This is a genomic window from Pseudomonas sp. MF09150, from assembly GCF_059862355.1.
Genome location: NZ_JCBCUS010000001.1, coordinates 1,546,717 through 1,561,011, shown reverse-complemented (window position 1 = coordinate 1,561,011; position 14,295 = coordinate 1,546,717). Strand labels below are relative to the sequence as shown.

Here is a 14,295-nt window from a genome sequence, read left to right as displayed (position 1 = left end):
GTGGCGTCCTTCAAGCAGATTTCGGAGTGAGGCGCTCGAACAGCGCCTCCAATGTATTGAAGCGTTCTTCCGGGCGCTCCATCGGCACCATGAATTTAAACAGCGTAGCGCCTTCGAACTTGTAGCGTTTGGGCTGGCCCTGGATCAGCTTGATCAGTGCCAGCGGGTCGACCGGAGTGTCGGCGGCGAACTCGATGCGGCCACCCTGCGGCCCGCCATCGACCTTCTTGATCCCCAGTTGCTCGGCCTGCAATTTGAGCAGGGTCAGGCGCACCAGATTCTTGGTCGGTTCCGGCAACAGGCCGAAGCGGTCGATCATCTCGACTTGCAAGTCCTTGAGGCCGTCTTCGTCGGTGGCCGAGGCGATGCGCTTATACAGAATCAGCCGCGCATGCACGTCCGGCAGGTAGTCCTCGGGAATCAGTGCCGGCAGGCGCAGGTTGATTTCCGGGCCGCCGCCCAGAGGTTGGTCCAGGTTCGGCTGTTCACCCTTGCGGATGGCCTTCACCGCGCGTTCGAGCATCTCCATGTAGAGGGTGAAGCCCACGGCCTGGATCTGTCCGCTCTGGCCGTCGCCCAGCAGTTCGCCGGCGCCACGGATCTCCAGGTCGTTGGTGGCCAGCACGAAACCGGCACCGAGGTCCTGGGTGTTGGCGATCGCCTCCAGGCGCTTTTCCGCGTCCGGGGTGATTTGCTGGCGCGGTGGCGTCAACAGGTAGGCATACGCCTGGTGGTGACTGCGCCCGACCCGGCCGCGCAACTGGTGCAACTGGGCCAGGCCGAATTTGTCGGCACGCTCGATGATGATGGTGTTGGCACTGGGCACGTCGATGCCGGTCTCGATGATGGTCGAGGCGATCAGCACGTTGAAGCGCTTGTGATAGAAGTCGCTCATCACCTGTTCGAGTTCGCGTTCGCGCATCTGGCCGTGGCCGATGGCGATCCGTGCTTCCGGCACCAGTTCGGCGAGGTCGGCGGCGCACTTCTCGATGGTTTTCACATCGTTGTGCAGGTAGTACACCTGGCCGCCGCGCAGCAACTCACGCAGCAGGGCTTCCTTGACCGTGCTCTTGTTCTGCTCCATGACGAAGGTGCGCACCGACAACCGGCGCGCCGGCGGCGTGGCGATGATCGACAGGTCGCGCATGCCCGACACAGCCATGTTCAGCGTGCGCGGGATCGGTGTGGCGGTGAGGGTCAGGATGTCGACTTCACTGCGCAGAGCCTTGAGCTGCTCCTTCTGGCGAACCCCGAAGCGGTGCTCTTCATCGATGATCACCAGGCCGAGGTTTTTGATCTTCACGTCATCCGACAGCAGCTTGTGGGTGCCGATGACGATGTCGATCTTGCCTTCGGCCAGGTCGGCGATGGCGGCATTCACTTCCTTGGCCGACTTGAAGCGGCTCATCACTTCCACGGTCACCGGCCAATCGGCGAAGCGGTCGCGGAAGCTGTTGTAGTGCTGCTGGGCGAGCAGGGTGGTTGGCACCAGGATCGCCACCTGGCGACCGCCGTGGACTGCAATAAAGGCTGCGCGCATCGCCACTTCGGTCTTGCCGAAGCCCACGTCGCCACACACCAGGCGATCCATCGGCTTGGGCGCGAGCATATCGGCTCGAACGGCTTCGATAGTGGTTTGCTGATCCGGGGTTTCTTCGAACGGGAAGCCGGCGCTGAAGGTGGCGTAGTCGGCTTTCGGGTCGGCGAAGGCATAACCTTCGCGGGCGGCGCGCCGGGCATAGATGTCCAGCAATTCGGCGGCCACGTCGCGTACCTGTTCGGCGGCTTTGCGCTTGGCCTTCTGCCAGGTTTCCGAGCCCAGGCGGTGCAGCGGGGCCAGGGCGTCGTCGCTGCCGGTGTAGCGGGCGATCAGGTGCAGGTTGGCCACCGGCACATACAGCTTGGCGCCCTCGGCATAGGCCAGGGTCAGGAATTCCGCGGCCTGGTTGTCGATTTCCAGAGTGGCCAGGCCCAGGTAGCGGCCGACCCCATGGTCGATATGCACCACTGGCGCGCCTTCGCGCAGCTCGGTGAGGTTTTTGATCACCGCATCGTTGTTGGCATCGGCGCGTTTTTCCCGGCGCCGACGTTGCATCACGCGCTGGCCGAACAGCGGGCTCTCGGCGATCAGCGCCAGTGCCGGATCTTCCAGGAGCAAGCCTTCGTCCAAGGGGGCGATGGTGATCGCCAGGCGATCCTTGCCGGCGACGAAGTCTGGCCAGCTGTCGACGGTTTTCGGGCGCAGCTTCAGGCGTTCGAGCAGTTCCAGCAGCACCTCGCGGCGTCCGGCGGACTCGGCGGTGAACAGCACCCGCCCGGAGAACTGCTCGAGGAAGCCGGCCAATGCCGCCAGCGGCTGGTTAGCCTTGGCTTCGATGGCCAGGTCCGGCAGGACCTGGGCCGGGAAGCGCTCGCGGCCGACGCCGGTGTCGATGTCCTGCTGGCTGGCAACGACGCGCGGCCAGTTTTTCAGGCGGGCGAAGCAGTCTTCCACAGGCAGGAACAGTTCGGCGGGTGGCAATAAAGGACGGGACGGATCGACGCGGCGCTCTTCGTAGCGGTTGCGCACGTCGTTCCAGAAGTTTTCCGCAGCCTGCTCGATACCCGGCAGGGAGAACACCTGGGTGTCCTGGGGCAGGTAGTCGAACAGGGTCGAGGTGTCGTCGAAGAACAGCGGCAGGTAGTACTCGATACCGGCCGGGGTGATCCCGCTGCTCAGGTCCTGGAAGATCGGGCAGCGACGGAAGTCGACATCGAAGCGCTCGCGAAAGCGTGCCTTGAAGCGGGTCACGGCATCCTTTTGCAGCGGGAATTCCCGCGCCGGCAGCAGGCGCACCGATTCCACTTTGTCGATCGAGCGCTGGTTCTCCGGATCGAAGGTGCGCAGGGTTTCGATTTCGTCGTCGAACAGGTCGATGCGATAAGGCAGTTTGCTGCCCATCGGGAACAGGTCGATCAGGGCGCCGCGTACCGCGAACTCGCCGTGCTCGTACACCGTGTCGACACAGCGGTAACCACTGGCTTCGAGGCGCGTGCGCATCTGCTCGACATCCAGCTTCTGGCCGATGTCCAGCACCAGGCTGCTGCCCAGCAGGAACTTGGTCGGCGCCAGGCGGTGCAGGGCGGTGGTGATGGGCACCACCAGCACGCCATGGTCCAGTTCGGGCAACCGATAGAGGCTGGCGATGCGCTGGGAAATGATGTCCTGGTGCGGCGAGAACAGGTCGTAGGGCAGGGTTTCCCAATCGGGAAAATGCAGCACCGGCAAATCGGGGGCGAAGAAGCTCAGCTCCTGCTCCAGGCGTTCGGCGCTTTGGCTGTCGGCGGTCAGCAGCAGGGTGAAGCGCTTGGCAGCGCTGGCAGCCTCGGCAATGGCCAGGCTCAGAGCGGCACCGGGCAGGTTGCCCCAGTGCTGTTTACCTGCCGCGGCAGGGAGTAGCGGTAGACGCAGAACGGGCACGGAAGGTTGAGCTCCAAGCGTTGCGACAAAGTCGGTAATTGTAGCGGCCCCGGGTGCCGCCTGTCAGTTGCTGACTGTGCCTATTACGTAATGAGGGAAATGTAGTGGTTATGACAAACAATGCCGCTCTTTGACTCAATATGTAGTGCCAAAATGCACGTATGGTTCGGAGGGTTACGGACAAGTCGCCGCGGGCTTTCCGCTAGGGGTGCTCTGAAAGCCGCGTATTTACTGGGCTGGAGCGACGCGTGTTTTTTGCGCAAGGGCTTTTGTTGCGGACCGCGCATTGCTCGCAGGGCGACTGGGCGGCATAATGTAGCCCCTTTTTTAAGCCCCTACATGTGGAAGGTTCCCGTGACTCAGAAGCCCGACCAGTGTCTTGGTGAATGGATCGACCGTGAAGCACTCGCAGAAGCGATGATTCCGCTTATCGGTCAGCTGTACCGCAATAACAATGTGGTGAGCTCGATCTATGGCCGCAGCCTGATCAACCAGTCTGTCATCGCGATTCTCAAAGCTCACCGCTTTGCTCGCCATCGTTCCTCCGACGACAGCGAACTCTCCGTCCACGAAACATTCCCTCTGTTGAAAGCCATGAGCGAGCTCAAGCTCGGCGCGGCTTCGGTAGATTTGGGCAAGTTGGCGTTCAAATTCCGCGTCGAAGGCAATGGTCGCACCGCCGAGCAGTTCGTGCGTGAAGAAATGGCCGACGTCGTTGGCCAGCAAAATGCTTCGGCGCGCAAAGGCACTGACGTGGTGCTGTACGGCTTCGGTCGTATCGGTCGCCTGCTGGCCCGCATCCTGATCGAAAAAACCGGTGGTGGCGACGGCCTGCGTCTGCGCGCCATCGTGGTGCGCAAAGGCGCCGACAACGACCTGACCAAACGCGCCAGCCTGCTGCGGCGCGATTCGGTACACGGTTCGTTCAACGGCACCATCACCATTGACGAAGAAAACAACACCATCACCGCCAACGGCAACCTGATCCAGGTTATCTACGCGAAGAACCCGACCGAAGTGGACTACACCCAGTACGGCATCAAGAACGCCCTGCTGGTGGACAACACCGGTGTATGGCGTGACGCCGACGGCCTGGGCCAGCACCTGGCGTGCCCGGGTATCGACCGCGTGGTTCTGACCGCTCCTGGCAAAGGCAAGCTGAAGAACATCGTGCACGGTATCAACCATGCCGAGATCACCGCTGACGACAAGATCGTTTCCGCCGCTTCCTGCACCACCAACGCCATCGTGCCGGTGCTGAAAGCCGTGAACGACAAGTTCGGTATCGTCAACGGTCACGTTGAGACGGTTCACTCGTACACCAACGACCAGAACCTGATCGACAACTTCCACAAAGGCGACCGCCGTGGTCGTAGCGCCGCGCTGAACATGGTCATCACCGAAACCGGTGCTGCTACCGCTGCTGCCAAGGCCCTGCCTGAGCTGGCCGGCAAGCTGACCGGTAACGCGATCCGTGTTCCGACGCCTAACGTGTCGATGGCCATTCTCAACCTGAACCTTGAGAAAGCCGCCACCCGTGAAGAGATGAACGAGTACCTGCGCTACATGGCGCTGCACTCCGATCTGCATAAGCAGATCGACTTCGTCAATTCCCAGGAAGTGGTTTCCACCGACTTCGTTGGCTCGCGCCACGCGGGTGTAGTGGATGCCGAAGCGACCATCTGCCAAGACAACCGCGTTGTTCTGTACGTCTGGTACGACAACGAATTTGGTTACAGCTGCCAGGTGGTTCGCGTGATGGAAGACATGGCTGGGGTCAACCCGCCTGCATTCCCGCGCTAAGCGTCAGCGGTAAATGAAAACGCCCCGACATGTCGGGGCGTTTTTTTTGCCTGGGATTTAACCCTTAGCGGGCGATAGCCGCTTCGGCGGTACGCAGTTCATGACGGTTGCCCTTGAACAGGATCAGTGTGGCGATCAAGCCAAGCACCGCTGCGGCGCTGAGCCAGATGCCCGGTGCGGCCTTGTTGTCCAGCACGTGGATCAGGTAGGTACAGGCCGCCGGAGTAAAGCCGCCAAAGGTCGCGGTCGCAAGGCTATAGGCCAAGGAGAAGCCGGTGGTGCGCACGTCTACCGGCATGATTTCGGTCAGTGCCACAACCATCGCCCCGTTGTACGAGCCGTACAGGAACGACAGCCAGAGCAACACGATCAACAGATGGCTGAAGCTCGGGTTGGCCACCAGCCAGGACAGCGCTGGATAAGCAGTGAGAATCGCCAGAATCGTCGCTCCCAGCAGCAGGGGTTTACGGCCGATCTTATCGGACACCGCGCCCATCACCGGCAGCCAGATGAAGTTGGAAATACCCACGCAGACGGTTACCAGCAGCGCGTCGAAGTCCGACAGGTGCAATTCGGCCTTGCCGAAGGTCGGGGTGTAGGCGGTGATCAGGTAGAACGACACTGTGGTCATCACCACCAGCGCCATGCCGGCGATCACTATGCCGAAGTTTTGACCGATCGAACGCACGATTTCCCGCAGGGTAGGGCGGTGTTTGCGCGCCTGGAACTCAGGGGTTTCTTCCAGGGAGCGACGAATGACGAATATCACCGGCACGATCAGGCAACCAATCAGGAAGGGCACGCGCCAGCCCCAGTCACCCATTTGTTCGGGGCTGAGCCAGTGGTTCAGGCCCACGCCCAGCAGGCCGGCGAACACCACTGCCGCTTGCTGGCTCGCGGACTGCCAGCTGACGAAGAAGCCTTTGCGGCCCGGTGTGGCGATTTCCGCCAGGTACACCGACACACCGCCCAGCTCGACACCGGCGGAGAAGCCTTGCAGCAGGCGACCGAACAGCACGATCAGGGGCGCCGCGACGCCCAGGGTGGCATACCCGGGAACGCAGGCAATCAGGACGGTGCCGGCAGCCATCAGCGCCAGGGTGATCACCAGACCCTTTTTACGGCCGTGACGGTCGATGTAGGCACCGAGGAAAATCGCCCCCAGCGGACGCATCAGGAACCCGGCACCAAAGGTCGCCAGGGACAGCATCAGGGAGGCGAAGGCGCTGTCGGTAGGGAAGAAGGTCTTGGCAATGGCCGTGGCGTAAAAGCCGTACACCATGAAGTCGAACATCTCAAGGAAGTTGCCGCTGACAACGCGAAATATCGCCTTGCCTTTGCCCGTGGTCGTGGACATTTTTTTCACTCACTTTGGCTGTCTTGTTAGCAATCCCTGGTCATTACTCGTCCTTACTGCAAAGTCGGGGCGCGAAGCTGGACGCTGAACAGTTTTGTAACGATATGTGTATGAGGGCTGTCAGGCAACAAAAACTCTTGGCCTTGGAGTGGGAAGTGCACCCCGGACTAGAGCTTTATCAGGGAATGGAATAGGGCTGATGGTCGCACCTGTGTCTGAGTCATAATGGCGCCCCCTGAAATCTCATGGCTGATGGGGGTTGGGTCCTGTGCTGGAGAAGGTCTTTGGCGGTAAATGATTGGCGACGATGGGCTGCTCCTTGGGTGCTGGTGCTGGTGCTGGTGCTCCCCGGGTGTGGCGACGGGCGCTCCCAGGAAAGTTTCGGCGGCCCGACCATGGGCAGCACCTACTCGATCAAGTATGTCCGCCCGGCCGGAGGGGCGGAGCCTGGCGCGGTGCAGGCCGAGGTGGAGCAGATTCTGGCCGAGGTCGACCGGCAGATGTCGACCTACCGCAGCGATTCGGATATCGAGCGCTTCAACCAACTGCCCGCGGGCAGTTGCCAGGCGATGCCCAAGCCGGTTTTGCAGTTGGTCAAGGTGGGAGAGCGCTTGTCCAGGGAGAGTGACGGTGCGTTCGACCTGACGGTCGAACCCTTGCTCGACCTCTGGGGCTTTGGCCCTCAGGGGCGGGCAGAGCAGGTGCCGAGCGACGAGGCGCTGGCCCTGGCTCGGCAGCGCGTCGGGCATGGGCATCTGCGGATCGAAGGCGATCGGTTGTGCAAGGATGCAGCCGTGGAAGTGGACTTCAACAGCATCGCCGCCGGCTATGCGGTCGATCGGATCGCTGCCCGATTGCAGGCCATGGGTATCGACAACTACCTGGCGGAGGCCACTGGCGAGCTCAAGGCGGCCGGCAGAAAACTTGACGGCTCGGCCTGGCGCATCGCCCTCGAGGAGCCGCGGGACGATCAGCAAGTGGCCGAGCGCATCATCGCGGTGGATGGCCAGGGCGTTTCCACCTCTGGCGATTACCGTAATTACTTCGAGCGTGACGGGCGGCGCTACTCCCACACCTTCGATGCCCGCAGCGGCCGGCCGGTGGAGCATGCCCTGGCGTCCGTCACGGTGATTCATCCTTCGGCATTGATGGCCGATGGCTTATCGACCCTGTTGCTGATCCTGGGTCCGGAGCGCGGCTGGGCGTACGCGGAAAAACAGGATATCGCCGCATTTTTTGTGATTCGCGCCGATACAGGTTTCGTCACACGCAGCAACCCGGCGTTTGATCGCCTGTTTGCTGGGAAAAAGCAGTAACCTTGCGCGGTGCCGATGCCGGGGCAATGCAGGCAAAAGTAGCCTACGACGCGACCAAGGGTTAATGTGCGCGGCGTTGACGCTTCTATAGACTGTGCCCGGGTTCGTAACCGAGCCAAATTGATCCTTCATGCCGCTGGCCGCGGCATGATTTAGCCGGAGGCGCCAGAAGGGTGTCTCGGCCTGTTCTGAGGAGTACGCATGGCTGTCTACAACTACGACGTAGTGGTGCTGGGTTCAGGCCCCGCTGGAGAAGGTGCGGCGATGAACGCCGCTAAAGCAGGACGCAAAGTGGCGATGGTCGATAGCCGTCGTCAGGTCGGCGGTAACTGCACCCACCTGGGTACCATCCCGTCCAAGGCCCTGCGTCACTCGGTCCGGCAGATCATGCAGTTCAACACCAACCCGATGTTCCGGGCCATTGGTGAGCCGCGCTGGTTCTCGTTCCCCGACGTACTGAAAAGCGCCGAGAAGGTCATTTCCAAGCAAGTCGCTTCGCGTACCGGCTACTACGCCCGTAACCGCGTCGATGTGTTTTTCGGCACCGGCAGCTTTGCCGACGAGCAGACCATCGAAGTGGTGTGCGCCAATGGCGTGGTCGAGAAGCTGGTGGCCAAGCACATCATCATCGCCACCGGGTCGCGTCCGTATCGCCCGGCCGATATCGATTTCCACCACCCGCGTATCTACGATAGCGACACCATCCTCAGCCTTGGCCATACCCCGCGCAAACTCATTGTGTACGGCGCCGGGGTGATCGGCTGCGAATACGCGTCGATCTTCAGCGGCCTCGGGGTGCTGGTGGAGCTGGTGGATAACCGTGGCCAGTTGCTGAGCTTCCTCGATTCCGAGATTTCCCAGGCCCTGAGTTACCACTTCAGCAACAACAACATCACCGTGCGCCACAACGAGGAGTACGACCGAGTCGAAGGCCTCGACAACGGTGTGATCCTGCACTTGAAGTCGGGCAAGAAGATCAAGGCCGATGCCTTGCTCTGGTGCAACGGCCGGACCGGCAACACCGACAAGCTGGGCATGGAAAACATCGGGGTCAAGGTTAACAGCCGCGGCCAGATCGAAGTCGACGAGAACTACCGCACCTGCGTGCCGAACATCTACGGTGCCGGCGACGTGATCGGCTGGCCAAGCCTGGCCAGTGCCGCCCACGACCAGGGGCGTTCTGCTGCAGGCAGCATTGTCGATAACGGCAGCTGGCGTTTCGTGAATGACGTACCGACCGGGATTTACACCATTCCGGAGATCAGCTCGATCGGCAAGAACGAGCAGGAACTGACCCAGGCCAAGGTGCCTTACGAAGTGGGCAAGGCCTTCTTCAAGAGCATGGCGCGGGCGCAGATTGCCGGTGAGCCGCAGGGCATGCTGAAGATCCTGTTCCACCGCGAAACCCTGGAAGTGCTGGGTGTGCACTGCTTCGGTTACCAGGCGTCGGAGATCGTCCACATCGGCCAGGCCATCATGAGCCAGCCGGGCGAACTCAATACCCTGAAGTACTTCGTCAACACCACGTTCAACTACCCGACCATGGCTGAGGCCTATCGGGTAGCAGCTTACGACGGCCTCAACCGGCTTTTTTGAGCGACTCCGGCCGGTGGCCTGAGCCGGCCGGGGAGACCGATTTCAGTAATTCTCGAGCGTGGCGCTGGCCAAACCGGGAAAGTCTGTAATCAGGCTATCTACGCCGAAGTCGGCGAGCCTGCGCATCAGCGCGGGTTCGTTGACCGTCCACACCGACACATGCAACCCCTGACGCTGCGCGCGCTGCAGTCGTTCGGGGGTGCAGAGTGTCCAGTTCAACGCCAGAATCTCGCAACCATAGCTTTGTGCGACCTTCAACGGGTCGAGCCAGGCGTATTCGGCCACCAGTCCGCGTGACAGGTCTGGCGTCAGCTCTACCGCGGCCTTCAGCACTTCGCGCGAACTCGAGGTCACGGTGACCTTGTCCAGCAAGCCGAAACGCTGCGCCATCTCGCGAATCGCCAGGACCGTGGTCGCCGCCCGTGTACGCGAAGCGCTTTTGACTTCCAGCTGCCAGTGCTCGAACGCGCATTTCTCGAATAGCTCTTCCAGGCGCGGGATCGGGCAGGGGTTGACCCAGCCCGGGCCGCCCTTGCGCGCATCGTAGGTCACCAGTTCGGCAGCGGAGTGCTCAACCACCTTGCCGCGACGGTCGGTGGTGCGTTTGAGGGTCGGGTCGTGGATCACCATCAACTCGCCGTCCATGGACAGGTGCAGATCGAGTTCGCAACGACGTACGCCGTGTTTCAGGCATTCCTGAAAGCTGGTCAGGGTGTTTTCCGGTGCTTCGCCTTTGGCGCCGCGATGGCCATAAATCAGGGTCACGATTGCTCCTTCACGGAAAGTATTTCCATTCGATGGTGATTGCCAGGTAGATCAATCCGGCGTCGGGTCGCTCTGTTCGCGCGCCAGGCGGCGTTCCTGTGCCTGTTTTTGCAGGATATAGCGCGCCAGGAGCTGGCGCTGGGCGTCGGTCAATGATTCGAACTCGGTGCCGATTTCGAAGTTGCCGAAGCTGCGGGGTTCGCAATGGGTGACCTTGGCCCGCAGCAGGAGGCCCAGGGCCTGGGGCATCAGCAACAGCTTCAGGGCCAGGTGGCTGCCGGCCGGGTAGGCGAGGTTATGCTCGAATTCGATGCCGCCTTCGGACAGTTTCACTCGCTGGGGTTCGCCAAACTTGCCGAGTACGGTCTGTGCCACCACTTGGCCGAGCAGGTCGATGCGCTTGTTCATCACTTTGAGGTAGCTGGCCAGGGTTCGATCACGCTCGCTGACCTGGCGCAGCAGATGCTGGGATTCGAACTCGCTCAAGTGCAATTCGCTGAGCAAATTGAACAGTGGCGAAGCATCCTGCAACACTTCCTTGCTCGCCGCGTCATGGGCGGACAAGGGGCTAATTTCCAGTGCGATCATGTCCTCGATACGGTAGTATTCGCGGCGATCTTCTTCATCTAATGTCGACATGGCGAACCCATGGTAGCGGCGGTGGTCTGAGTGTAAAGCTGCTTACCAAGCCCCGCCACAAGGACGTCTTCTTTTCCTCCGAACAAGCCCCGACATGTTCAGACCTCTCTTCGTATTTATTGGCACGCGTTATACCCGTGCAAAGCGACGCAATCATTTTGTGTCATTCATTTCCCTGACCTCGATGATCGGACTCGCCCTCGGCGTAGTGGTGATGATTGTCGTGCTGTCGGTGATGAACGGCTTCGATCATGAGATGCGTACCCGCGTGCTGGGCATGGTGCCCCACGCGACCATCGAATCCGGTGAACCTATCAGCGACTGGCAGGGCCTGGCGGATAAAGTCCGGCAGAACCCCAAGGTGCTGGCGGTTGCGCCCTTCACCCAGATGCAGGGTCTGTTGACCAACAGCGGCCAGGTGCAGAAGGTGCTGCTCAACGGCATCGACCCGGCCCGCGAGCGGCAAGTTTCGATCATCGATAACTTCATGCAGCAGGGCAAACTGGACGACCTGGCGCCCGGCAGTTTTGGCATCGTCATCGGCGACAAGGCGGCGACCAAGCTCGGCGTCGGCCTGGGCGACAAGCTGACCTTTGTCGCGCCGGAAGTCACGGTGACCCCGGCCGGGATGTTCCCGCGGATGAAGCGCTTTACCGTGGTCGGTATTTTCCATGTCGGCGCCGGCGAGCTGGACGGTTACCTGGGGGTCACCAACCTTGAGGACCTGAGCCGACTGCACCGCTGGAAGCCGGACCAGATCCAGGGTCTGCGCTTGAAGTTCGACGACCTGTTCGAGGCGCCGCGCACTGCCTGGGAAATCGCCCAGCAGTTGGGTGAAAGCCACTACTACGCCCGTGACTGGACCCGCACCCACGGCAACTTGTATCAGGCCATCCGCATGGAAAAAGCCATGATCGGCCTGTTGTTGCTGCTGATCGTCGCGGTGGCGGCCTTCAACATCATTTCCACCCTGGTGATGGTGGTCAACGACAAGAAGGGCGATATCGCCATCCTGCGGACCCTGGGCGCGACCCCTGGCACGATCATGGCCATCTTTATGGTGCAGGGCACGGTGATCGGCGTGGTCGGTACATTGATCGGTGCGGTGGTCGGGATATTCGCCGCGCTGAATGTGAGTGCGGCGATATCGGCCCTCGAAGGCCTGATCGGACACAAATTCCTCAACGCCGACGTCTACTTCATCGACTACCTGCCGTCGCAACTGATGGCCGACGACGTGTTGATGGTCTGCGGTGCCGCGCTGGTCCTGAGTTTCCTCGCCACCCTGTATCCAGCCTGGCGTGCCGCGCGCACCCAGCCTGCGGAGGCGCTACGTTATGAGTGAGTTGGGCATGAGTGAAAAAGCAATCTTGAGCTGCCGCGATCTGGGTAAGTCCTATGACGAAGGCCCGGAATCAGTCGTGGTGTTGTCCGGCCTGCAGCTGGAGCTGCACCCGGGCGAGCGAGTGGCCATTGTCGGGACGTCCGGCTCGGGCAAAAGTACCTTGCTCAACCTGCTGGGTGGTCTGGATACGCCTTCCAAGGGCAGTGTCTGGCTCGACGGTGAAGAGCTTTCAGCGTTGAGCGAGAAAAAGCGCGGCCTGTTGCGTAACCGCTCCCTGGGCTTCGTCTATCAGTTCCACCACTTGCTGGCGGAGTTCACCGCGCTGGAAAACGTCTGCATGCCGCTGCTGATCGGCAAGACCGCGATCCCGGAGGCCCGCCAGCGTGCCACGGCGTTGCTGGAGCGGGTCGGGTTGGGTCACCGCCTGGAACACAAACCGGCCGAGCTCTCGGGCGGCGAGCGCCAGCGCGTGGCCATTGCCCGCGCCCTGGTCAACCAGCCGGGCCTGGTGATGCTCGACGAGCCCACCGGCAACCTCGATTCGCACACCGCCCAAGGCATTCAGGACTTGATGCTGGAGCTCAGCACCTCGATGCGCACGGCGTTCCTGGTGGTGACCCACGACATGAACCTGGCTCGGCAGATGGACCGCGTACTGCACTTGCAAGAAGGCCATCTGGTCGCGATTTGATGCGGCCGCACACGGCGCTGGCGGCTACACCTGCCGGCGCCGGGTTTTTAATTTTTCTACGGTGCCTCGCCCATGTTCAGACCGTTATCGATCTTTATCGGCGCGCGCTATACCCGCGCCAAGCGTCGCAATCGCTTCGTTTCCTTTATCTCGATGACCTCGATGATCGGCCTCGCCCTCGGTGTGCTGGCAATGATCGTGGTGCTGTCGGTGATGAACGGCTTCCAGCGCGAAATGAGCTCGCGCATCCTCGGTATGGTGCCCCACGCCACCATCGTGGGCGTCAAGCCGATCGATGACTGGCAGCCCGTCGCCGCTGCTGCGCTGAAAAATCCTGAAGTCACCGCCGCCGTGCCCTTCACCGAGATGGAAGGGATGCTGTCGTACAAGGGCGCGATGCAGCCGATCCAGATCAGCGGTATCGACCCGGCCCAGGAAGGCAAGGTGTCGATTGTTGCCCAGCATATCGTCCAGGGCCGCCTGGAAGACCTCAAGCCCGGCGAGTTCGGGGTGGTGATCGGTGAAATCACCGCACGGCGCTTTCGCTTGAATGTCGGCGACAAGCTGACCCTGATCGTGCCCGAAGTCAGCAGCGCTCCAGGCGGTATTACGCCGCGCATGCAGCGCCTGAACGTGGTCGGCGTGTTCAAGGTCGGGGCCGAGCTGGACGGCTCCATGGGCCTGATCCACGTGGCCGACGCGGCCGAGATGCAACGCTGGCAGCCCAATCAGGTGCAGAGCGTGCGGCTGGCGGTCAAGGATCTGTACGCTGCGCCGCAAGTCTCCAGTGACATCGCCAAGGGCCTCGGCGCCGACTTCAAGGCCGACGACTGGACCCACACCCAGGGCAGTCTGTTCAGCGCAATGAAGATGGAAAAGACCATGATCGGCCTGCTGTTGCTGATGATCGTCGCCGTGGCGGCCTTCAACATCATCGCGACGCTGATCATGGTGGTGAACGACAAAGGCGCGGATATCGCGATCCTGCGTACCATCGGCGCCACGCCACGGCAGATCATGGCGATCTTCATGGTCCAGGGCACGGTGATCGGGATTGTCGGCACGTTGATCGGTGGTGTGCTCGGTGTGATTGCGGCGTTAAACGTGAGCGAATTGGTGGGCTGGCTGGAGCGGATCAGCGGCCAGCATATCTTCAGTTCCGACGTGTACTTCGTCAGCAACCTGCCTTCAGAGCTGCAAGGCGGCGATGTGGCGCTGATCTGTGGTGCCGGCTTCGTCCTGAGCTTCCTGGCCACGGTGTACCCGGCCTGGCGCGCGTCCAAGGTCGAACCGGCGCACGCGTTGCGTTATTCCTGAGGCTTG

10 protein-coding genes are annotated in these 14,295 nt (G+C 61.5%); 6 read left to right on the top strand and 4 right to left on the bottom strand.

Features of this window, described 5'->3' with window-relative positions; translation table 11 throughout:
• Positions 1–10: 10 nt before the first annotated feature.
• Complete coding sequence (gene mfd / locus AC19YX_RS06995) at positions 11–3,460, bottom strand: transcription-repair coupling factor (RefSeq protein WP_078471219.1); 3,450 nt, start codon at positions 3,458–3,460, stop codon at positions 11–13.
• 339 nt (positions 3,461–3,799) lie between these two features.
• On the opposite strand from mfd, the gene AC19YX_RS06990 reads away from it, so the two are divergent.
• Entirely contained in the window at positions 3,800–5,263 is a 1,464-nt protein-coding gene (locus tag AC19YX_RS06990) for a glyceraldehyde-3-phosphate dehydrogenase (RefSeq protein WP_078471220.1), read from the top strand.
• Between the two features lie 64 nt (positions 5,264–5,327).
• Here the strand turns inward: AC19YX_RS06990 and AC19YX_RS06985 are convergent, their stop codons facing one another.
• Entirely contained in the window at positions 5,328–6,620 is a 1,293-nt protein-coding gene (locus AC19YX_RS06985) for an MFS transporter (RefSeq protein WP_500605972.1), read from the bottom strand.
• A gap of 338 nt (positions 6,621–6,958) precedes the next feature.
• Here AC19YX_RS06985 and AC19YX_RS06980 point away from each other — a divergent pair, with 338 nt between their 5' ends.
• Together AC19YX_RS06980 and sthA are read left to right on the top strand one after the other, a co-directional pair.
• Positions 6,959–7,936, top strand: a complete 978-nt coding sequence (locus AC19YX_RS06980; protein ID WP_500606138.1) for an FAD:protein FMN transferase — start codon at positions 6,959–6,961, stop codon at positions 7,934–7,936.
• A 201-nt stretch (positions 7,937–8,137) separates the two neighbouring features.
• Entirely contained in the window at positions 8,138–9,532 is a 1,395-nt protein-coding gene (gene sthA, locus AC19YX_RS06975) for a Si-specific NAD(P)(+) transhydrogenase (RefSeq protein WP_078471222.1), read from the top strand.
• Between the two features lie 42 nt (positions 9,533–9,574).
• Here sthA and AC19YX_RS06970 read toward each other — a convergent pair whose 3' ends face one another.
• On the bottom strand, positions 9,575–10,297 hold the full coding sequence (locus AC19YX_RS06970) for a glycerophosphodiester phosphodiesterase (protein ID WP_078471223.1): 723 nt from the start codon (positions 10,295–10,297) through the stop codon (positions 9,575–9,577).
• 51 nt (positions 10,298–10,348) lie between these two features.
• The gene (locus tag AC19YX_RS06965; protein WP_078471224.1) at positions 10,349–10,936 is read right to left on the bottom strand and encodes a PilZ domain-containing protein; all 588 of its coding nucleotides are present in this window, start codon (positions 10,934–10,936) and stop codon (positions 10,349–10,351) included.
• Between the two features lie 94 nt (positions 10,937–11,030).
• Between AC19YX_RS06965 and AC19YX_RS06960 the strand changes: the two genes are divergently transcribed.
• From AC19YX_RS06960 to AC19YX_RS06950, 3 genes are all read left to right on the top strand, one after another.
• Positions 11,031–12,281, top strand: coding sequence for a lipoprotein-releasing ABC transporter permease subunit (locus tag AC19YX_RS06960; RefSeq protein ID WP_500605971.1), 1,251 nt, complete (start codon positions 11,031–11,033; stop codon positions 12,279–12,281).
• Between the two features lie 7 nt (positions 12,282–12,288).
• Positions 12,289–12,972 carry a lipoprotein-releasing ABC transporter ATP-binding protein LolD gene (gene lolD / locus AC19YX_RS06955; RefSeq protein ID WP_178102957.1) on the top strand — a complete coding sequence of 228 codons (684 nt, stop codon included), beginning with the start codon at positions 12,289–12,291 and terminating at the stop codon, positions 12,970–12,972.
• 72 nt (positions 12,973–13,044) lie between these two features.
• Positions 13,045–14,289 carry a lipoprotein-releasing ABC transporter permease subunit gene (locus AC19YX_RS06950; RefSeq protein WP_078471227.1) on the top strand — a complete coding sequence of 415 codons (1,245 nt, stop codon included), beginning with the start codon at positions 13,045–13,047 and terminating at the stop codon, positions 14,287–14,289.
• Positions 14,290–14,295 lie beyond the last annotated feature (6 nt).

Coding starts and splice junctions, on each gene's coding strand:
- AC19YX_RS06990 (WP_078471220.1), top strand. CDS start 3,800: ATGTGGAAGGTTCCCGTGACTCAGAAGCCCGACCAGTGTCTTGGTGAA.
- AC19YX_RS06985 (WP_500605972.1), bottom strand. CDS start 6,620: ATGTCCACGACCACGGGCAAAGGCAAGGCGATATTTCGCGTTGTCAGC.
- sthA (WP_078471222.1), top strand. CDS start 8,138: ATGGCTGTCTACAACTACGACGTAGTGGTGCTGGGTTCAGGCCCCGCT.
- AC19YX_RS06965 (WP_078471224.1), bottom strand. CDS start 10,936: ATGTCGACATTAGATGAAGAAGATCGCCGCGAATACTACCGTATCGAG.
- AC19YX_RS06960 (WP_500605971.1), top strand. CDS start 11,031: ATGTTCAGACCTCTCTTCGTATTTATTGGCACGCGTTATACCCGTGCA.
- lolD (WP_178102957.1), top strand. CDS start 12,289: ATGAGTGAAAAAGCAATCTTGAGCTGCCGCGATCTGGGTAAGTCCTAT.
- AC19YX_RS06950 (WP_078471227.1), top strand. CDS start 13,045: ATGTTCAGACCGTTATCGATCTTTATCGGCGCGCGCTATACCCGCGCC.